Genomic DNA, 20,498 nt, shown 5'->3' with positions numbered 1-20,498 from the left:
GCCAGCACTGACGCGCTGTCAACCAGTGAACTCAAGCGTTATGCTTTTTAAAAATTGGAGGAAATAGATGAAACTGCAAAGAAAAAATTATCCCACCTTGGATGAACCTGTTGGGCCCTATGTTCATGCAGTTAGGCATGGGAATACCTTATATTTGTCTGGATTCACTGCATTTGGCACAAATGCTCAGACTGATAATATCGAAATACAAGCAAAAGAAATATTTAGGCAAATAGAAGAAGCAGCAAAGGCTGAGGGAAGCAGTTTAGAGAATATTATAAAAATAACAGCCTTTGTTACCGAATTAGGACGGATGGAGGAGCTACGGTGTACTTTGTTTGATATTTACGGACAAAACCTTCCTGCCAGTTCTTTGATTCATGTCGCTGGTCTTTTTTCTGATGACTTAAAAATTGAAATCGAAGCAATAATTGCTGTTGAGGATTAATCATAACAAAGCATTGCAGCGGACAAGCCGCTGACTGCGACGTTATGCGCTTTAAGGAAAATGAATATGTATCAGTTGAGAATTTACGAAGTGAATCCAGAGAAGCGTGTGGCCTTCCACGAAAGGTTTCAAAATCATGCCATGCGTATTATGAAAAAGTACGGATTCAACATCGTTGCTCTTTGGGAATCTGTCACTGCATCCAAGTTGGAATTTATCTATATTTTAAATTGGCCGGATATGGAAACGATGGAGCGCCAATGGAAGGTTTTCCTCGCAGATCAAGAATGGATAGATATCAAGAAAAAAATGGATTTTGATATCGGTGAGCCCGTGCTCAAAGCAACAGGCCGAGTGCTTGAATCTGTCGAATACTCGCCAGTATCTACAATATCAGTACCGTAATATGTCGGATAGGTTGAGATTTTTGGATACGGTGCATAACAATCAAATCCAGCTGATCCCAAAACCGCTGCGCGCTTTTCGGTCAGCTGATTTGAAACGTTGAGGGTGTAGAAAAGCCTTAAAGATTGCCGTTCAGTTATCCGCGACAAGGTTGCCCGATCAAAGCGCTGGCCTTGGTGGCTTATATTTTTGATTCTCAGAAATTCGCGGGTCCTTCTTGTAGTTGCGCCCATTGCGGGCGGGCAAGCGCGCAATAACTGACTACGGTTCAGTTATTTTACTGTTTCCGGTTTTCCATATGTTCAATAGATGCCGAGCCTTGAAATGCTTCGGAATCCATACCAAATTGAGGGGAGGATTTTGATAGAAAGCGTCTTGGATATATTGGCCTCGTCAAGTTTAAAAAAAATGAGATTCTGATGTAACAGGTAAGGGAATTTTCGAAGCAGCATGGAGGGGTGTTTTTCTAAGTACAAAATAAAATCTTGGCACCTATCTTGGCACCCAGAGTGTTAGATATCAAAAAAGCACTTAACGAATGATCGCTAAGTGCTTAATTTTTTATGGTGGAGCTACGCGGGATCGAACCGCGGACCTCTTGAATGCCATTCAAGCGCTCTCCCAACTGAGCTACAGCCCCTTACAAGGTGGGCGATTTATAGCAAACCCGCGGTTGCAGTGTCAACAGGAAAAATGCATTTCCCGCAGATCGGGTATCCGCTTGAAAGAATAGCCATTTTTACTGTGCCATGGTAGACTTCAGCGCGAAAAATGACGGAACCCTTCAATTTTTTTAGCGAGGCGGGATATGACCGGGTTACAGAAACTGCTGCGGAATATACCGGCTGTCGATCGGGTGCTGCGCGAAGAGCCATTGCAAAAACTGGCCTTGCGGTTACCCCAGGAGGCTTTATCCGCAGCGGTGCAGGAGCAGATTGGCCGATTACGGCAGGAGATCCTTGCCGAGGCAAGCCTCTCTGCCAATGATCTGGAACCGGCCAATGTGGCTCTGGCCGCAGCCCGTTCCTGTCGCGATCTGCTTGAACCGTCCTTACGGAAAGTCATCAATGCCACCGGCACTCTGCTGCACACCAACCTGGGGCGGGCACCGTTGGCCGAACCGGCCCTGGCCGCCATGAGAACTGTTGCCGAGGGGTATTCCAACCTTGAATTTGATCTGGGCTCAGGCCACAGAGGCTATCGTTACAGTCATGTCGAAAAGCTGCTGACCCGGCTGAGTGGGGCCGAAGCCGCCTTGGTGGTCAACAACAACTCCGGGGCTGTGCTGCTGGCGCTGACCGCACTGGGGCAGGGGCGGGAAGCTGTGGTCTCACGCGGGGAACTGGTGGAGATCGGCGGCTCTTTCCGGATTCCGGATGTCATGGAAGCCGGTGGCCTGCAACTGCGTGAGGTCGGCACGTCGAATCGGACCCATCTGCAGGATTACCAGAACGCAATCAACGACAATACCGCGATCTTGCTCAAGGTTCATACCAGCAATTATCGGATTGTCGGCTTTACCAAAGAGGTTCCAGCCCGGGAGCTGGCGCCGTTGGCCCGGGAGCATGACCTGGTGTTGATGGAGGATCTTGGTAGCGGCCTGCTCCTCGACCTCAGCCGCTTCGGTCTGGACCCTGAACCGACGGTGGCCGAAGTGGTCAAGGCCGGGGTTGATGTGGTCACCTTCAGCGGCGATAAGCTGCTCGGCGGTCCCCAGGCCGGACTGATTGTCGGCCGCGAAGAGTTGATTGAAAAAATGCGCCGTCATCCGCTGGCCCGGGCGTTGCGTATCGATAAACTGACCCTGGCTGCCCTGGAAGCGACTCTGCGGCTGTATCTGCAGCCGGAGCAGGCGTTGCAGGAGGTGCCGATCCTGCGTATGTTCAGCGCCGACCCGGCCCATCAGCAGTTGCGTTGCCGGCATTTGCTGGAACGGCTTGAAGCCGCTGAGCTGGCAGCGGACGTGAACTTGATCGAAGATATTGCCAGGGTTGGCGGCGGGGCCATGCCGGTCACCGAGCTGGCCGACTGGGCCGTCGAAATCAACCCGTTGCGCATCACTGTGACCGAACTGGCCAGCCGGTTGCGTGATTTTCATCCGGCGGTGGCGGCCCGGGTGCAGAATGAAAAACTGCTGGTGAATTTGCGGGCGGTTTTTGAACGTGAAGATGAACGGTTGGCCCAGATCCTGATTGCGGCTTTGCAAGAGAGTTGAGTGGTGGCAGAACAGGGACATTATATCATCGGCACTGCCGGACACGTCGATCATGGCAAGACCGCCCTGATCAGGGCGTTGACCGGGATCGAAACCGACCGGCTCAGGGAGGAACAGGCCCGCGGCATTTCCATTGAGCTGGGCTTTGCCAAGCTCGATCTGGGCAACGGCGAGGTGGCCGGGGTGGTCGATGTGCCGGGGCATGAGAAGTTCATCCCGCAGATGCTCAGCGGCGTGGCCGGGATCGACCTGGTGTTGCTGGTGGTGGATGCCAATGAAGGGGTCATGCCGCAGACCCGCGAACACCTGGAGATCATGGAGTTGCTGCAGGTCAAAAACGGCATCCTGGTGATCTCCAAAGTTGACCTGGTGGAACCGGATTGGCTGGATATCGTTGAAGAAGAGATTCGTGAACAGGTCGCCGGAACTTTTCTGGCCGATGCGCCCTGTTGTCGGGTTTCGGCCCTGACCGGAGTCGGCCTGGAGGAGTTGCTGGACGTTATTCGGCTGCAGCTGCGCAAGGTGCCGCCGCGCGATGCCGGTGGCGCGGTGCGGCTGCCGGTTGATCGCTGTTTCAGCATCAGCGGTTTTGGGACGGTGGTCACCGGCACCCTGAACAGCGGCACCATCAAGACCGGGGATAGTTTTGAAATTCTCCCTGCCGGAGTGACCGCACGGGTCCGCGAGGCCCAGGTCCATGACGCTTCGGCCGGGCAGGTTTTTGCCGGGCAGCGGGTGGCGCTGAATCTGGTCGGGGTGACTCGCGAGCAGGTCCCGCGCGGCTCGGTGATCGGCACCCAGGGGCTGTTCCGGGCCAGCCAGCGCATTGATGTCAGGCTGCAACTGTTGCCGGGCGCGCCCCGGGCGCTGAAGTTCCGCGATCCGTTGCACTTTCACCTGGGGACAGGGCGCAGCGTGGCCCAGGTTGTGCTTCTCGATCGGGAACAGCTGGAGCCGGGGGACGAGGCGTTTGTTCAACTGACCCTGGATCACCCGGTGCTGGCCCATCGCGGCGATCGGTTTATTATTCGCTCCTATTCGCCGATGCTGACCATCGGCGGCGGGGTGGTGATCGACAGCGAGCCGCCCAAACATAAACGTTTTCGTCCCGAGGTGATCGAGCGTCTGCGCGAACTCTCCTCCGGGGATCTCGGTTTCTGGCTGCAGAAGCTTGATGAGCTGCAGCTGGCGCGAATCAAGGAGCTGGAGCAACAGACCGGTACCGGCCGGGAGCAACTGCTGGCCGGGCTGGAGCGCTTACGCCAGGCTGGCGAGGTGGTGCAGCTGGCCGAGCAGTGGGTGACCTCCGAGCGGGTGCGCAGCTGGCGGCAGCAGTTACCGCAGATCGTCCGTGATTATCAGGAACGCAACCATTTGCGCCATGGCATGCCCCGCGCCACTTTGCAAACCCGGCTTGCGGAAAAACTTGCCGCCAAGGGGTTTGAAGCCCTGCTGCAGCAGGAGTTGGAGGAGGGAACCGTTGTCCAGCATGGCGACCTGGTGGCGACTCCCGACTGGAGTCCGCAACCAACCGAGGTTGAGCGGCAGCGGCTTGCGCAGCTGGTCGATCTGTTGCAACGGGACGGTTTCCAGGTCAAGAACAACAAGGAAATTTTCCTGCAGCTGGGTCTGGATATTGATGACAGCGAGAGTTATCTGTCCTATCTTGCCCTTGAAGGCTCGCTGGTGCGGCTGAACCAGGAAAGCTCGCTGCACAGCGATTATTATCGCCAGGCCCAGCGGCAGCTGGTTGACTTGCTGCAGCAGCAGGAGGCCTTTACCCTGGCCGAATTCCGCGATAAGCTGGGCAGCAACCGTAAGCTGACTCAGGCGCTGCTGGAATTTTTCGACAGCTGCAAGTACACCCGGCGCACCGGCGAACAGCGGGTCGCCTGGCAGCTGCCTGACATTGATTGAACGCCCCTGCCGCCTGCACTGATGGGGACGGCCTTGATTCACCTTAACAAAGGACATGCCCTTGAGTATTCGACTGACGTCATTATCACGCAGTTCCGGTTGAGCGGCCAAAATAGGTCCCGAGACCCTGGCTCAGGTGCTGAGCCAGCTGCCGATAAGTCATAACCCTAACCTGTTGTCCCAGGAAATTCCTTTTGCCGATGCGGCCATCTATCGTCTCAGCGATAGCCAGGCACTGGTGCAATCGGTCGACTTCTTCACCCCGGTGGTGGATGATCCGTACCGCTACGGCCAGATTGCCGCAGCCAACTCCCTGTCCGATATCTATGCGGTCGGCGGCCAGCCGCTGTTGGCCCTCAACCTGGTTTCGTTCCCCATCAATTGTCTTGAGCCGGAGATTCTGGCGCAGATCCTTCAGGGCGGGGCCGAACGGGTGCATGCGGCCGGGGCGATTATAGCCGGGGGGCATTCCATCGAGGATGAAGAACCCAAGTATGGCCTCAGCGTCACCGGCATGGTCGATCCGCGGCAAATGGTGACCACCCAGGGCTGTCGGCCGGGGAATCGGCTGGTTCTGACCAAGCCCCTCGGGACCGGGCTGCTGACCACCGCCCTGAAGGGGGACATGCTGAGCGAAACCGACATTGCCGAGGCCATCGAGGGGATGCTGACCCTGAACCGGACCGCAGCCGAAGTGATGATGGCGGTCGGGGTGTCGGCCTGTACCGATATTACCGGCTTCGGCTTGGCCGGCCATGCTTCGGAGATGGCGGACGCCAGCGGGGTCGGAATGAAACTGAACCTGGCGGCGTTGCCTTTGTATCCTCATGCCCGGGAGATGGCCGAAATGGGGCTGGTCCCGGTCGGTGCCCATCGCAATCGGGATTTCTATTCCTCCCGCTTTATCGGGCGGGAGCACTGCGATCCCATCGATATCGATATCCTCAGCGATCCGCAAACCTCCGGCGGGCTGTTGCTGGCGGTTGCGGAAGACAAGGTAGAGGAACTTCTGGATGCGTTAGCTGCCTGCGCAGTGCCTGCTTTCCTGATCGGGGACGTGGTTGCCGGTCCGGCCGGCAGGTTGCTGTTGGAGCCTTGATATGTTTGGATTCGGTCCCTGGGAAATTGCTGTGCTGGCCATGCTGACCGTGTTCGTGTTCGGTTGGCGGGCGTTGCCGAAACTGTTTCGGGGCTTGCGGCAATTGCATGGAACAAAAGCAAAACTGGCCGAGGAACTGCGTCAACTGCTGCGGTTCTTTTAAGCGCCAGGGCCAGATGTGGCCGGATGTGCCTTTATTGCTGATCGATTCTTCCCCGCCGCCCAGCCTTTGGACCTTCGGCCTGGGCGGCTTCTGTCCTGCCATCTTTATGAAATCCTTATGCCTTGCCGCTGAGTTTTGATGCTTCATTTATTGAATTTCTGCTAGTGTTTGAATGGTGGGTCGGTAGCCAAATGCCGACCGGAGAGCAGCTTGCCGCAGGGCGGGCTTGACCAAAGCCGTTCAATAACAGGAGCAGATGTTTGAATTCGACCCCCGCCAGCAGGCCACACAACACACCGCTTGATCCCGCTGGAGCCAAGGCTTCAGGGCAGGAACGGATCATGGTCTGCATCGGCGCTAACCCGCGTTCAGTGAGCCTGCTGGAAACGGCGCGGAATATGGCGGCCGAGCTGCAGGCGGAATGGCTGGCGGTCACGGTTGAAGCACCGGTCAAGGTTCGTCCGTCCCGCCAGGATCTGCTGCAACTGACCGAACACATGCATCTGGCCGAGAACCTCGGCGCGGAAACCGTGACCCTGACCGGATCCAGCGTCAGCCAGGAAGTGCTGGGCTATGCCCGTTCCCACCATATCACCCGAATCCTCATCGGCAAGCCGACCCATCCGCGCTGGAAGGACAAGCTCTTCGGCTCGGTCCTTGACGAGGTGGTGCGCGGTAGTGGCGATATCGATGTTTATGTGATCTCCGGGGAAGAACCGCCGACTGCTGCGACCGGCCAGCTGCGCTCCGGCGGGAAACAGTCGCCACCGCTGCGCAACTGGTTGCTGAGCCTGAGCAGTGTGGTTCTGTTCAGCCTGGTTGCGGCGCTGATGCACCATCATTTTACCCTGGTCGACCTGGCCATGGTCTACCTGCTTGGCATTGCGTTGACCGCCAGCCGTCTGGGGCGGGGTCCGACCCTGTTGGCCACCCTACTCAGCGTGGCGGCCTTCAACTTTCTGTTTATCCCGCCGCTTTATACCTTTACTGTCGAGGATGTGCGCTATGTCGTGACTTTTGCGGTCATGTTCGTGATCGCGCTGGTGATCAGCGGTTTGACCTGGCGGGTGCGTGAGCAGGCGGAAAGCGCCCGGCAACGGGAAAAGCGCACCGCAGCCCTCTATCATTTGAGCAGGGAACTGGCCCATGCCCAGGGCGGCGAACGGCTCAGTGCTATCGCCATCCGCCATCTGCAAGAGGTGTTTGCCTGCCAGGCGTTCATCCTGTTGCCGGATCAGCGCGGGGAACTGGCGACGACTTTGCGCGACCTGCCGGGGCAGAGCCTGACCGCAGCCGAACAGAGCGCGGCGCAGTGGGCCTTCAACAACCGGCAGCGGGCCGGGCTGGGGGCCGAGACCTTTGCGGAGGGGAGAGGGCTGTTCCTGCCGTTGATCGCCGCGGCCAAAACCATTGGTGTGGTCGGGCTGTTTCCTGCCTGTGCCGGTGAACCGTTCAGTATCGAACAGATCCATGCCCTGGAAAGTTTCGTCAATCAGACGGCCATGGCTTTGGAACGGGCCTTTCTGGCCGAAGAAGCCCAACTGGCCCGGTTGAAGGTCGAAACCGAGGCTTTGCGCAACACCATGCTCAGTTCCATTTCCCATGATCTGCGTACCCCGCTGGCCGCGATTACCGGGGCCGGCACCACCCTGCTGCAAAGCGATCAGCTGCTGGACGGGGACAGTCGCCGGGAGCTATTGCAGACCATCGTTGAAGAATCCGCGCATCTGAACCGCATCATTCGCAACGTCCTCGACATGACCCGTCTTGAGTCCGGTGCCATCACTGTTAATCGAGAGTGGCAATCCCTGGAAGAATTGGTCGGCGCGGTCTGCAACCGCATCACGGAACAGTTTCGCGACCATCCACTGGAGATCAGCCTGGCTACGGATCTGCCGCTGATCTTCTGTGATGACCTGCTCATCGAACAAGTCCTGCGTAATCTGCTGGAAAATGCCTTTAAATATTCCCCCATGGAGAGCCCGGTCAGCCTTTCGGCCAGGCTGTCCGGCGAGGACATCCTGGTCACGGTCGCGGATCAAGGGCCGGGCATTGCGCCGGGGCAGACCCAGCTCATTTTTGAAAAATTTGTCCGCGGCAAACATGTCGGCGGCGGCACCGGGTTGGGCCTGGCCATCTGCCAGGGGATCATTGCCGCACACGGCGGGCGGATCTGGGTGGACAACCTGCCCGCGGGCGGCTGTGCCTTTACCTTTACCCTGCCAGTCGATCAGGCTTCACCGGTGATTGAAGAGGAAACGGATCCTGAACAAAACATGGAGCAATCCCGATGACTGAAGATGGCCCCCTGATTCTGTTAATTGAAGATGAACCGCAAATGCGGCGTTTCCTGCGGGTCTCCCTGCACAGCCAGGGCTACCGCCTGGTTGAGGCGGAGACCGGCAATGACGGGCTGAGTCTGGCCGCTAGCCGCCAGCCGGCGGTTATTCTCCTCGACCTCGGGCTGCCGGATATGGACGGCCTGGAAGTGACGGAAAAATTACGTGAGTGGACGGCAACCCCGATCATCGTTATTTCGGCCCGGGAACAGGAGCGGGACAAGGTCCGGGCGTTGGATTCCGGGGCCGACGACTATCTGACCAAACCATTTGGGGCCGATGAATTGCTGGCGCGAATCCGGGTCTCCCTGCGCCACGTCGTCCGCGAGCAATCGGGCAGGGAAGAACCGATCTTCAGCAGCGGCCAGCTCAGGGTCGACTTCAGCAAACGGCAGGTCTTTCTGAATGATCAGGATGTGCACCTGACGCCCATCGAATACCGCCTGCTGAGTACACTGATCCGGCATGCCGACAAGGTGATCACCCACACCCAGTTGCTCCGGGACGTCTGGGGGCCGCGCCAGGCGAATCAGGTGCAATATCTGCGCGTTTATATGGCGCAGTTGCGGCAGAAACTGGAAGAGGATCCCGCCCGGCCGAGCTTTCTTATCAATGAGCCAGGGATCGGGTATCGTTTTAAATCGGAATAAACAGACGTGTTGCCGGTTGCGGCCACAACCGCAAGAGCGACTCTTGGATAGGTGAATAAGTCGATGAAAAAAAAGAAGTTTTGCGTAATCGGTCTAGGGAATTTCGGCTTTCATATTGTGTCCACGCTTTATCAGGAAGGGCACGAGGTGATCGCCATCGATCTGGAGCGGGATAAGGTGCAGGCCGTGAAGGACATTTGCTCCTATGCCATTTTGGGAGATGCCGCCAATAAGGATTTTCTGGCTGCCCAGGGGGTGCAGGAGATGGATGCGGTGGTGGTTTCGACCGGGGTTCGTTCCCATCTGTCGACTCTGATCACCCTTTATCTGAAGGAGTTGAAGGTGCGCCGGATTCTGGCCAAGGCCATCAGCGAGGACCATGGCCGGATATTGGCCCGGGTCGGGGCCTCGGATGTCATCTTCCCGGAAAAGGATATGGCCGTGCGGATCGCCCGCAACATGTCGAGCCCGAATATTTTGGAATTCATCCCCCTGGCTGAAGAGTATTCCCTTTCGGAAACCGAACCGCCCAAGCATTTTCTGGGCAAAACGCTCATTGATCTGGATCTGCGGAAGAAATATCAATTGACCGTCATCGCCATCAAGGATGTGCTGACCGACCAATTCATTCCGGTGCCTCCGCCGACCTACCAGATCAAAAACAGCGATTTGCTGATCATCCTGGGGAAAACCAGCGATATCGACAGAGCGCTGAATATCAAGAAATGAACTGCCGGTCGGCAGTCGCACCGGGACAAACTAAGTGCGGGAAAAGCTCCGGCCGTAGTCTGACATGAGGCTTTTATGCAAGACGCATCCAACTCGGCAACTAAAAACACCGGTAACCGTTATCTGGTCATGATGTCCCTGACCGCCATTGGCGTGGTCTATGGTGATATCGGCACCAGCCCCCTTTACGCGCTACGGGAATGTTTTGCCGGGCAGGGCAACCTGGCTGTTTCCTTGCCCAATATTCTCGGCGTGCTGTCGCTGATCTTTTGGGCGCTGATCCTGGTGGTCTCCCTGAAATACCTGGTTTTTATCCTTCGGGCCGACAACAACGGTGAAGGCGGCATCCTGGCTCTGACCGCATTGGCAACCCCGCTGCATGCGGCAAACAAAGGGCAGCGGCGGCTGCTGGTGGTCATGGGCCTGTTCGGCGCCGCGCTGCTCTATGGCGACGGTATGATCACCCCGGCCATTTCCGTATTGAGTGCCGTGGAAGGGTTGACCATCACGACCCCGCTCTTCAAGCCCTATATCCTGCCCATCACTATCGCTATTCTGACCGGCCTGTTCTGGTTCCAGCATCATGGCACCGGAGGCGTCGGTAAAATTTTCGGCCCGGTGACCCTGGTCTGGTTCCTGGTTCTGGCCGTCCTCGGGGTGACACAGATCATCCAGCAACCGCAGGTTCTGGCGGCAGTCAATCCCTGGTATGCGGTGAGCTTTTTTTATGCCAACGGCTGGATGGGCTTTCTCGTACTGGGCGCGGTTTTCCTGGTGGTGACCGGCGGCGAGGCTCTGTATGCGGATATGGGGCATTTCGGTTCGCGCCCCATCCGCTTGGCCTGGTTTGCCGTGGTTCTGCCGGCTCTATTGTTGAATTACTTCGGCCAGGGAGCCTTGTTGCTCAGGCACCCTGAAACCATCGTCAATCCTTTCTATCACATGGCCCCGCGCTGGGCCCTTTACCCCCTGGTTGTCATGGCGACCATGGCAACCATTATCGCCTCCCAGGCCGTTATTTCCGGGGCTTTCTCCCTGACCGTGCAGGCGATCCAACTGGGGTTCAGCCCCCGTATGGCCATCGAACACACCTCGACCCGCGAGGTCGGCCAGGTCTATCTGCCAGAAGTCAACTGGGCGTTGATGGTCGCCTGTATCTGTCTGGTCATCGGCTTCGGTTCTTCCGGAAACCTGGCTGCAGCTTATGGCGTGGCCGTCACCAGTACCATGGTCATCACCACTGTGCTGTTCGGCTTTGTGGCAATTCAGCGCTGGCATTGGCCGATGGCTGCAACCCTGTTGCTGTGTGGCGGGTTTCTAATTTTTGACTGTGCCTTTCTCGGCGCGAACTTCACCAAAATCAGTCATGGCGGCTGGTTCCCGCTGCTGGTGGCGCTGCTGGTCTTCGCAGCCATGAGCACCTGGAAGCAGGGGAGAAAGGTCCTGGCCGAACGGCTGCGGGTCACGGCTGCGCCGCTGACCCAATTTGTGGAGCATATCCAGTCCTTCAGCCCCCGCAAGGTGCCGGGAACTTCGGTCTATATGAACGGCAACCCGGAAGGAACCCCAGCAGCGTTGCTGCATAATCTCAAACACAACAAAGTGCTGCACGAAAGAGTGGTCTCCCTCAGTGTGGTCACCGAGGACACCCCGCGGGTCTCCCTCAACGACCGTTTTTCCGTGGAACGACTGGCCAAAGGAATTTACCGGATGGAAATTCACTACGGATTCATGGAAAATCCGGTGATTCCCCGAGCACTGAAAGGTTTCGCTATTGACGACTGGACCTTTGATCTCGACCAGACCACCTTTTTCCTCGGCCGGGAAAGTCTGGTTGCCTCCAATAAAAAAGGCCTGTCCCCCTGGCGAAAATATCTCTTCCTGTTCATGGCCAAAAACGCCCGAAGCGCCACCTCATTTTTCGGCCTGCCACCGGACCGGGTGGTGGAACTTGGTATCCAGGTAGAGATATAAGTAGCAATTGGTGCTTGCCCAAAGCGGGCGAGCACACTATCTGACAAATTTCCTGTTAAACTATGAAATTATAGACACAAAGGGGATTGAGGGAGGGAATGTCGCTTGTTTGAACCGTTATTGGTTGCCTGCCACTGTTAAGGCCCGTTCTTTATGGGCTCAATTTTGTGTGCTTTGATTATGTGAATGATTGAATGTCAAAAAAAACAAAAAATTCCCAAAAAAATTTACACATAATCTGGTAAATTTTAACCTTTCATTTGAGGAGGTTGAAATTATATGAGTAAGAACAATGTTGGGTTGCTAATTGCAGGGCTGCTGATCTGCGTGTTTTTATCGTTGGCCGGATGCCAGCGACAGCAGCTGACCGATCCGGAAAAAATGGGGCAGAAATTTGAGACTTATTTTGATCATGTCCTGAAAAGCATTGATGCAACTGCTGAGCAAAAAGAGCAAATCAATGCCATTATTGCTGAGATCCGCCATGATGCGGTGACGGTTTATCACGCCAATGATTTGAATCAGGGGCTGATCGTTAATGGAATCCTGACCGATGATCCGGATAGGACCGCGCTGCATGAGAAGTTGCACCAGAAAACTATGGAGATGGATTCCTTTGCGCATCGGACCTTGGATCATTTGCTGGAAATCAATGCTCTATTGACTGCGGAGCAGCGCGCCGAGTTGAAATACAGATATGAGCAGTCCCATGGTAAAATAACGCAATAAAAGATTGGTAAGGAAAGGGGCGGATGGGAAAAGTGTTAGCAAGATTAGCCGGTTTACTGATAGTCGGGATCTTTTTCGGCTGTTCCGGAAAGCTTCCGACTGATCTGGGGGTTGAAAATGGGCGGCTCGCTCAGTGCCCCGATTCTCCCAATTGTGTGAGCAGCCAAGCCGACCCTGCTGATCAACAGCATTTTATTGCACCTTTTTCCTATAGTGGCACCAAGGAGTCTGCCGTTGCCCGGCTTCTGGCTGTTCTTGCAACCGAAAAAAGGGTCACCATCAGTAAGCAGACTGCGAATTACGTCAGGGCCGAATTCAGGTCTGCCTGGTTTGGATTTGTTGATGACGTGGAATTTTACTTCCCGGACCGGCCGCTGGTCGAGGTCCGCTCGGCATCCCGCCTGGGGTATAGTGATTTCGGTGTCAACCGCAAGAGAATTGAGCACTTGCGGAGATTATTTGAGCAGGCCGGAAGCTGAGCTTTGGCTGGTCATTTTTTTGATTATGGTGAATTGAGAAAGGCCTGCTCTTTGAGCAGGCCTTTCTTGGTTTAGTCAATTTTGAAAAACGCTTGCTTGGCTGCCGCACAAACCGGACAGGGGCCATCGGGCTCACCTTCGATGGTCATGCCGCAAACTTTACAGACATAATAGTCGACCGATTCGTTCTTACCGAGATTGTCGAGTGCTTTCTGATACAGTTCGGCATGGATTTTTTCAACTTCGTTGGCGTATTTAAAGCTGCGCAGCGCGTCTCCCAGACCTTCCTTCTCAGCCGCTTCAATCATGGCGGGGTACATCTCGGTGAATTCATGGGTTTCCCCACCAACGGCTTCCCGGAGATTTTCTTCCGTGCTGCCGATCCCTTGCAATGCCCGCAAATGGGCGTGAGCATGGACGGTTTCGGCTTCGGCCGCGGCCCGGAAAAGCTTGGCCACCTGGGGATGCCCGTCAAGTTCAGCTTTTTTGGCAAAAGCGAGATAGGTTCGGTTGGCCTGGGATTCCCCGGCAAATGCTTCTTTGAGATTCTGTTCCGTCTGACTTCCGGCGAGTGCTGTCATAATTGGTGTCCTCCTGATACTTTGACGGGTGAAAATTAGCTTATATGGCAGATAGATAAACCAGACAACAGTCTAATGCTCTGTGGTCTGATGTCAACCTGAAGAGGGGAAAAGTTTGCCCGACACTGGGGCCATGGGTGGGGCTCGGTTTGGCACCGGCCCGGAAATAGACTCTTTTCTCGGGCCGGTGCGATGGGGTTTGGTCTATGCAGAGACCTCGACAGGTGTATCGCTGAAGCTGGCGATATGACCATCTTCTTGAGGGTAGACGGTGGTGGAGTCTCCGCTTTCCGCTATAACCGTCAGGCCGACCGGCGCAACGGCAGCGGCCGTAAAGCGCAGGTATGGCTGGTTGTCTTGGTTTTCGACGCGAAGATTGGAGATGGTGGTCATGGATTCAAACAGGCCCGTGACTGTTTCCGTTGCGTTGAACTGGAGTTGGATAAAATCTTCCAGCCGGGCTACGGCCTGATCTTCGGGATTCGTTTCTTGATCCTGGTCATTTGCGACCGGTTCAACCGGTTGTGTTTTCAACAAAGCGGATTGGGTAATGGTTCTGCTGAGTTGCAACAATAACGAATTTGACTCGACCTGGACAGTGGCGCCAGCGTCGAGCTGGTCTGCGGCTGTGGGTTCCGTTGGCGCAGTAGTCTCTGGTTCAGGGAGTTGTTCTGTTGCGGGTTCTTCGCTGTCCACGGGTGCAGCCGTTTCGCTCTGGGGCAAGTTCGGGCCAGTCTCCATTGGAACACTGCTGGTGGTTGATTGTGCGGCGCTGATGCTCAGGCTGTCTGAACTGCTGTGCTGGATAGAAAATTCACCTGTCGTCAGGTTGAGTGACAGATCAAAGGATCTGACCTGTACCGCTGACAGCTGCAAACTCTCGGTAGCGGACAGCTGTTCTGTCATTGACTGTCCGGTTGCGGAGTAAGTAGTTTGCGATGTTGCTTGGATATCCACCGTTCGCGTCAGGGACAGCGAAACATCGAGCTGCGCCAGGTCATTTTGCCCCATGGCCTGACAGATTTTTCCTGCATACTGTTTGGCCAGGTGGGGAGAGAACCCCATTCCTTTGAAGAGCTTTTGCAGATCTTTACCGATTCGGCGCAAGCCGCCTTGTTTGATCTCTTCGGTTCCACTCTCCTGGTCAACATTGACCGCATCCGCAAATGCCCTTTGCAGCGATCCGGCAAGGCTTGCAAAGGCTTTGACGCTTGTTCTGTCATTGACCCGGGTGGTCCTGTCCAGTTGTTCAATCGGTCTGTGGTGGGTTGCTTGGTGTGCTTTTCTGGCGTTTTTGTCTGAATGTCTGCTGGGGCATAACTGATCGGTGTGGTTGATCGACGGCAAGGCTGAGCTGAAATTTTGGCTCATGATGTCCTCCCATCTGCGTTTTCATTTAAGGTGTTTTTTGTTGTTCTTCGGTAGATTTACTCATCGGTATTGTATTAAGAAGTCTTTAACTCTGATTCCAATTGGAAAAAAGTCGGCTTTTCGGTATCCTTCTTTCATCCAATTTATAAAAAGCAGGAGTTGTTATGCATGGTTACAGCAAATTATATATCGGTGGAAAATGGATTGCGGCATCTACAAACGAACAGATTTCCGTTATTAATCCGGCTACCGAAGGTTGCATTGGCCAGGTCCCGGCAGGAACAGCTGCTGAGGTTGATCTTGCGGTTGCCGCTGCGCGGGCCGCGTTGCCGAGTTGGTCGGCGACCAGCCCGGAGATTCGTGCGGGGTATTTGAAGCGCGTTCACGAAGAGCTGGTGGCCCGGGCTCCGGAGTTGGCTGAATTGATCAGTAATGAAATGGGTATGCCGATCAAGCTTAGCCAGAGGATTCAGGCAGGTCTGCCCGCACAGGTCCTGCATAGCTATGTTGAATTGCTGGGAACCTACTCCTTTTCCGAGCGTATCGGTCAATCCCTGGTTCTTAAAGAACCCGTTGGCGTTGTCGCGGCAATTACGCCCTGGAATTATCCCCTCCATCAGCTGATGATCAAGGTTGCTGCGGCACTTGCGGCAGGCTGTACAGTCATTGCCAAACCGAGTGAGCTGACTCCGTTGAACGCCTTTGTTCTGGCAGAGATTTTTGATTCCTGCGGGTTGCCACCAGGCGTATTCAACCTTGTTTCCGGTTACGGTTCTGTGGCGGGAGAGGCTCTTGCTGTACATCCCGGGGTCGATATGATCTCCTTTACCGGTTCGACTCACGCCGGGAAAAGGGTTTCTGTCCTTGCGGCCGAAACCGTCAAGCGGGTTGCCCTGGAATTAGGCGGTAAGTCGGCGGCGGTGGTTCTGGAGGATGCTGACCTGGCGACGGCCATGAAGGTGGTCGTCACTAATTGTTTCCTGAATTCGGGGCAGACCTGCAGCGCCCAGACCCGGCTGCTGGTTCCTGAAGAGCGTTACCATGAGGCCGTCGGTCTTGCTGTTGAAATCGCCATGGAGTTTTTACCGGGCAGCCCCCATGACATCAAAACCAAAATCGGCCCGCTGGTTTCCGCACAACAGCGCGACCGGGTCTTGCATTATATCAACGAGGGGATCAAGGCCGGAGCAGAGCTGCTCTGTGGAGGGCTTGAGGCTCCGGAAGGCTTGCCTCTCGGTTACTACGTGCAACCGACTATCTTCGGGCGGGTCACAACTGACATGTTGATTGCACAGGAAGAAATTTTCGGTCCGGTGCTCTGTATCATGACTTATCGCGATGAGGATGATGCCGTGCAGATCGCTAACGATTCCATCTACGGGCTGGCCGGGGGAGTCTGGTCTGCCAGTAGCGAACATGCCGAACGCGTGGCCCGTCGACTGCAGACCGGGCAGGTGGATATCAATGGCGGCCGCTTCAATATCCTGGCCCCGTTCGGCGGCTATAAACAGTCCGGCAATGGTCGTGAATTGGGACATTACGGGCTGGAAGAGTTTCTCCAGTTGAAGTCGCTGCAGTTCTGAGCAAAAGCCGGCTTCCTTTTTCCTCATTTATCATAAGAGCAACCCTTGGGGCAGGCGGTTTTTAAATTGCCTGTCCCAAGGCCCTGAAAAATTTCATGCCTGCCCCTGTTGGAGTTCTCCCTTTTTCCTTCTTTGGTTAGTCGTATCGACTCATCGACCAGGTTTATTGTTCCTCAATAGCCGTGTTGATTTGAGGCGCAATCGTTCCCTGATGATCTCGGCACCAAGATTTAAAAACCTTGATTTCTATAGGAAACTTGCTCGTTAAGGGTCCAGAAATCGTATAGAAATCCCAGCCCGAACAGGCCCCCGGTGAACAGATAGATGATTCCGCTGATCCATTTTCCCAGATACATTCGATGGACTCCGAACAGGCCAAGAAAGGTCAGTAGAATCCAACTCAGAGTGTAGTCGAAAGGGCCGGGGGCGTACTTCATGTCGGCTTGCCGGTCCATGCCCGGGATCAGAAACAGATCGATCAGCCAGCCAATTCCGAGCAGCCCCAGGGTCAGGAAGTAGATTGTCCCGGACAGGGGTTTGCCGTAGTAGAAGCGGTGAGATCCGGTGAAACCGAAGATCCAGAGGATGTAGCCGATAACCACGCTGTGAGTGTTGAAGATCGTCTCCACGGTTTTACTCCTATTCATTCTTTCAATTGTTCCGGCTCGACACCGAGGGCAACAAGATAGCGCGAAACCATATTGTAGGCAGCAATCACTCCGACAATCTCGGTGAGTTGCTGGTCATTGTCAAGCCGAGATCTCACCTTGGTCAAGGTTTCCGGCTTAACCCGAACCTGGCAGGTCATTTCCCGGGTGAGCCGGATCACCGCTTGTTCCAGCTCGTTGAAGCAGGCATGTTGCTCCGGTGTGGGAATCTTGGATTTGAGGGCGTTCAATTGATCCTCGGTTCCTCCGGCTTTTCTGAATTCCGGAGCATGCTGGAAAAATTCATATTCCGCCTGATTCAGGACCGCAACCAGGCAGATGGCCAATTCCCGCAGTTTGGGCGCGAGGGAAAGCTCGGTTCTGACCACCCCTAGAAAATAATTCCAACCCTGGGCAAACGGTGGACTGTGGAGCAGAATGCGGTCAAGGTTCAGTAAATGACCCTCTCGCCGGTTGCGGATAGCCGCCACAATGTGCTCTGGTTCATTTATGTTTTCAGGCAGATAATCGATGTTTGCCATGGTTCACCTCTGCTGGTCAGGGGGCGGTTAGGGCATGGGAAGAATCTATCCTTAACAAGCATCCTATATTTCTCTTGTTTTTCAAAACAGAATTTCTTTTCTTCGGATCGCATCATACCCATCTCTCATGAGGGCTTCTGCCCGATTCGAAGCGGAATCTCGTCTGCAAGACTCATCTATATGTATCAATTTAGAAATATAATTCATTCATTGTGTCTTATTTTTATCTTTGGAATTATCCTTTAATTTTAACTTGTTGTAGTTTTTTGGTTTGACTGAAAAGATGAATTGATACATTTGAGCGCTGAAAAAAAGAAAGAAACTGTTGTATTAGGTATTGCTAATAGGGTATCTTCCTGGAGTTTTTAGAATTTTCTAAGGGAGGTTTCGAGGATGTCTATTCGCTTCAAACTTATGATTCTGCTTATGCTGGCGGTGCTGCTGCCCATGGTGGTGAGCCTGTCTGTTTCAAAATATTTTTCATCCCAGACCAGGACAATAGCCAAAATCGAATCCCTGGCTTTGGCACAGGCAGATATTCATCACATTTTGTCGGGGGCATTGAACCTGATTGCTGCCAATAAGAGTTCCATGGATCTCAGTCGGGAAAATACCATAAAGACATATCTGAGCTCAGCCGCGGACCTTCTCCTGAGCCAAGTGGAGCGAGTTTATTATACCGTACCAGAAAATGAGCGCTGGAAAAGAGTCAAAGAAATTGTTCAGGGCGGGAAGTTCGGCTCTTCAGGCTATGCTTTCGGGATGGACACGAAAGGAAGCTTGGTTATTCATCCTCAAAATGAAGGCGAAAACCTTGCCGGAAAAGCTCATATCGATGAAATGCTGACTCATCGCAATGGCTTTATCCGTTATAAAAGTGCCACCAGTGGTCGCGAGAAATTTGTTGCTTATCGGTATTTCGAACCCTTGGATTTGATCATTGCTCCGGGAGCTTTTGTCGATGAACTGAACAATATCATCGACTATGAGATGGAAATGGATGCTCAGGATAAGCTCAAAAGCCAACTCCGCAATCTCAATGTTGGGGAAAAGGGGTTTTTCTGGGTGGCTGAGGCCTATGAAGACGGTAGCGGCGATTTTATCGTGACCCCGGTTGATGACGATATGGATAAGCTTGACCAGTTGTATAAAAACGCTTCTGGGGAGGCCTATCTTGGAGAGGTGATTAAGGTCGCCCTGAATAAGGATGCTGCTACGGTGGCCGAGAAAACGCTGCATCTGATCAATCCGGTATCCGGAAAGCCGGAGGAGATGATTCTCAATTTTGACTATTTTGAGCCTTTACACTGGGTGGTCGGAACGGCTTTACCTGTCAGCGAGTTGAATGCGACCAGTCGGCATATTGATGCAGCATTTGGAAAAATGAATATTGCGGTCATCGGGGCGACAGCTGTTCTTTTGGGATTAGCTCTGATTGTTTCCCTTTATACGGCCAAAGCAGCTATCAGACCAATCAATCAGGTCCAGGAAATGGCCAATGAAATGGCCCTTGGCCATCTCGATATGCGCCTGAATATGCAACGTAAAGATGAGTTGGGAAAAATGGCGGAGGCGATGGACAGTTTTGCTGATGATTTGCAGTTGCAGGTCGTTGATTCGCTGCAGAAGCTTGCCGCCGGGGATTTGACTTTTTCAATTGCTCCGAAAGATGAGCGGGACCAGGTTAGAGGAGCCATCAAAAAGCTGGAGGAGGATCTGAATCAGGTGATGGTGCAGATTTTGGCGACGGGTGACCAGATTGCATCGGGAAGTACTCAGGTCAGTGATTTTGCCCAAAGTCTGTCCCAGGGAGCGACTGAATCGGCAGCTTCCATCGAAGAAATCAGCGCATCGATAAGTCAGATGGCCGGGCAGACCAGGGATAGTGCACATAATGCCGACCAGGCGAATAAGATGTCGGCAGAGACTAAGGCGCTTGCAGTTAAGGGCAACGACCAGATGGGAGAAATGGTCGACGCCATGGGGCAGATCAAGATTGCCGGAGAAAATATTCGAAAAATCATCAAGGTCATCGATGAAATCGCGTTCCAGACGAATCTGTTGGCTCTGAACGCGGCTGTGGAAGCGGCTCGTGCGGGGCAGCACGGCAAGGGATTTGCGGTGGTTGCGGAAGAGGTGCGCAACCTTGCTGCGCGTAGCGCTAAAGCAGCTCGGGAGACCACGGAGCTGATTGAGAATTCGGTGGAAAAAACCGAACGCGGGACCGTTATTGCCGACCAAACTTCTCAGGCCTTAAACGAGATCGTTCAAGGGGTAACCAAAGTCTCGGACCTGATTCAGGAGATCGCCGCTGCAAGCAGTGAACAGTCCCATGGCATAACCCAGGTCAATCAGGGGCTGGGGCAGATTGATCAGGTTATTCAGCAGACCACAGCCACCGCAGAACAGAGTGCCGCCACCAGCGAAGAACTGTCCGGCCAAGCCGACCTGCTCAAGAACATGTTGGCACAGTTCACTTTGAAAGATCTTCATACTGCTGCCGCCAATGACTACCCGGTATTGCCCGATGCTCCAGACTTTTTGGATCCATCGGCACGGGTCGACTGTTGACAGGGCGGTTCCGGGGGCAATACAGATCAGTTGAAATCGGCGCTGATCAGCTATCC

General features: G+C 54.4%; 18 protein-coding genes and 1 tRNA gene. 14 read left to right on the top strand and 5 right to left on the bottom strand.

Going from position 1 to position 20,498, the window contains the following annotated elements; translation table 11 throughout:
- Positions 1 to 67 precede the first annotated feature (67 nt).
- Together N909_RS0100650 and N909_RS0100645 are read left to right on the top strand one after the other, a co-directional pair.
- Positions 68 to 448, top strand: coding sequence for a RidA family protein (locus tag N909_RS0100650; protein WP_029909861.1), 381 nt, complete (start codon positions 68 to 70; stop codon positions 446 to 448).
- A 66-nt stretch (positions 449 to 514) separates the two neighbouring features.
- Positions 515 to 853: an NIPSNAP family protein gene (locus N909_RS0100645; RefSeq protein ID WP_036682606.1), complete on the top strand. Its 339-nt coding sequence runs from the start codon at positions 515 to 517 to the stop codon at positions 851 to 853.
- A gap of 564 nt (positions 854 to 1,417) precedes the next feature.
- Here N909_RS0100645 and N909_RS0100640 read toward each other — a convergent pair.
- Positions 1,418 to 1,493, bottom strand: a tRNA-Ala gene (locus tag N909_RS0100640).
- 168 nt (positions 1,494 to 1,661) lie between these two features.
- Here N909_RS0100640 and selA point away from each other — a divergent pair.
- The 10 genes from selA (at position 1,662) to N909_RS0100590 (ending at position 13,147) form a co-directional block, all read left to right on the top strand.
- Positions 1,662 to 3,068 (top strand): L-seryl-tRNA(Sec) selenium transferase, encoded by a 1,407-nt coding sequence (selA, locus tag N909_RS0100635; protein ID WP_029909855.1) that lies wholly within the window; start codon positions 1,662 to 1,664, stop codon positions 3,066 to 3,068.
- A complete protein-coding gene (gene selB / locus N909_RS0100630; protein WP_245613548.1) occupies positions 3,069 to 4,985 on the top strand; it encodes a selenocysteine-specific translation elongation factor in 1,917 nt (638 codons plus the stop codon).
- A gap of 55 nt (positions 4,986 to 5,040) precedes the next feature.
- Positions 5,041 to 6,084, top strand: a complete 1,044-nt coding sequence (selD, locus tag N909_RS0100625; protein WP_084167305.1) for a selenide, water dikinase SelD — start codon at positions 5,041 to 5,043, stop codon at positions 6,082 to 6,084.
- Position 6,085: 1 nt separating this feature from the next.
- Positions 6,086 to 6,247 carry a twin-arginine translocase TatA/TatE family subunit gene (locus N909_RS25490; RefSeq protein WP_155005831.1) on the top strand — a complete coding sequence of 54 codons (162 nt, stop codon included), beginning with the start codon at positions 6,086 to 6,088 and terminating at the stop codon, positions 6,245 to 6,247.
- A gap of 260 nt (positions 6,248 to 6,507) precedes the next feature.
- A complete protein-coding gene (locus N909_RS0100615) occupies positions 6,508 to 8,541 on the top strand; it encodes a DUF4118 domain-containing protein (RefSeq protein ID WP_155005830.1) in 2,034 nt (677 codons plus the stop codon).
- Complete coding sequence (locus tag N909_RS0100610) at positions 8,538 to 9,236, top strand: response regulator (protein ID WP_029909844.1); 699 nt, start codon at positions 8,538 to 8,540, stop codon at positions 9,234 to 9,236. Before N909_RS0100615 ends, N909_RS0100610 begins: the two co-directional genes overlap by 4 nt.
- A gap of 63 nt (positions 9,237 to 9,299) precedes the next feature.
- On the top strand, positions 9,300 to 9,965 hold the full coding sequence (locus tag N909_RS0100605) for a potassium channel family protein (RefSeq protein WP_029909831.1): 666 nt from the start codon (positions 9,300 to 9,302) through the stop codon (positions 9,963 to 9,965).
- A 75-nt stretch (positions 9,966 to 10,040) separates the two neighbouring features.
- Positions 10,041 to 11,939: a potassium transporter Kup gene (locus N909_RS0100600; RefSeq protein WP_029909829.1), complete on the top strand. Its 1,899-nt coding sequence runs from the start codon at positions 10,041 to 10,043 to the stop codon at positions 11,937 to 11,939.
- Between the two features lie 279 nt (positions 11,940 to 12,218).
- On the top strand, positions 12,219 to 12,668 hold the full coding sequence (locus N909_RS24240) for a Spy/CpxP family protein refolding chaperone (RefSeq protein ID WP_029909826.1): 450 nt from the start codon (positions 12,219 to 12,221) through the stop codon (positions 12,666 to 12,668).
- Between the two features lie 23 nt (positions 12,669 to 12,691).
- Positions 12,692 to 13,147, top strand: coding sequence for a DUF1499 domain-containing protein (locus N909_RS0100590; protein WP_029909823.1), 456 nt, complete (start codon positions 12,692 to 12,694; stop codon positions 13,145 to 13,147).
- Positions 13,148 to 13,218: 71 nt separating this feature from the next.
- Here N909_RS0100590 and N909_RS0100585 read toward each other — a convergent pair whose 3' ends face one another.
- Positions 13,219 to 13,728, bottom strand: a complete 510-nt coding sequence (locus N909_RS0100585) for a rubrerythrin family protein (RefSeq protein WP_029909819.1) — start codon at positions 13,726 to 13,728, stop codon at positions 13,219 to 13,221.
- 204 nt (positions 13,729 to 13,932) lie between these two features.
- Positions 13,933 to 15,099 carry a hypothetical protein gene (locus N909_RS0100580; RefSeq protein ID WP_029909816.1) on the bottom strand — a complete coding sequence of 389 codons (1,167 nt, stop codon included), beginning with the start codon at positions 15,097 to 15,099 and terminating at the stop codon, positions 13,933 to 13,935.
- Positions 15,100 to 15,263: 164 nt separating this feature from the next.
- On the opposite strand from N909_RS0100580, the gene N909_RS0100575 reads away from it, so the two are divergent.
- The gene (locus N909_RS0100575; RefSeq protein WP_029909812.1) at positions 15,264 to 16,682 is read left to right on the top strand and encodes an aldehyde dehydrogenase family protein; all 1,419 of its coding nucleotides are present in this window, start codon (positions 15,264 to 15,266) and stop codon (positions 16,680 to 16,682) included.
- A 230-nt stretch (positions 16,683 to 16,912) separates the two neighbouring features.
- On the opposite strand, the gene N909_RS0100570 is transcribed toward N909_RS0100575, so the two are convergent.
- Positions 16,913 to 17,329: an NINE protein gene (locus N909_RS0100570; RefSeq protein WP_029909809.1), complete on the bottom strand. Its 417-nt coding sequence runs from the start codon at positions 17,327 to 17,329 to the stop codon at positions 16,913 to 16,915.
- Positions 17,326 to 17,871 carry a carboxymuconolactone decarboxylase family protein gene (locus N909_RS0100565; RefSeq protein ID WP_029909807.1) on the bottom strand — a complete coding sequence of 182 codons (546 nt, stop codon included), beginning with the start codon at positions 17,869 to 17,871 and terminating at the stop codon, positions 17,326 to 17,328. Before N909_RS0100565 ends, N909_RS0100570 begins: the two co-directional genes overlap by 4 nt.
- A gap of 393 nt (positions 17,872 to 18,264) precedes the next feature.
- On the opposite strand from N909_RS0100565, the gene N909_RS25965 reads away from it, so the two are divergent.
- The gene (locus N909_RS25965; RefSeq protein WP_051689408.1) at positions 18,265 to 20,442 is read left to right on the top strand and encodes a methyl-accepting chemotaxis protein; all 2,178 of its coding nucleotides are present in this window, start codon (positions 18,265 to 18,267) and stop codon (positions 20,440 to 20,442) included.
- Positions 20,443 to 20,498: the final 56 nt, after the last annotated feature.

Source organism: Pelobacter seleniigenes DSM 18267, from assembly GCF_000711225.1.
Lineage (GTDB): Bacteria > Desulfobacterota > Desulfuromonadia > Desulfuromonadales > Geopsychrobacteraceae > Seleniibacterium > Seleniibacterium seleniigenes.
This window is presented reverse-complemented; position numbering and strand designations above follow the sequence as displayed.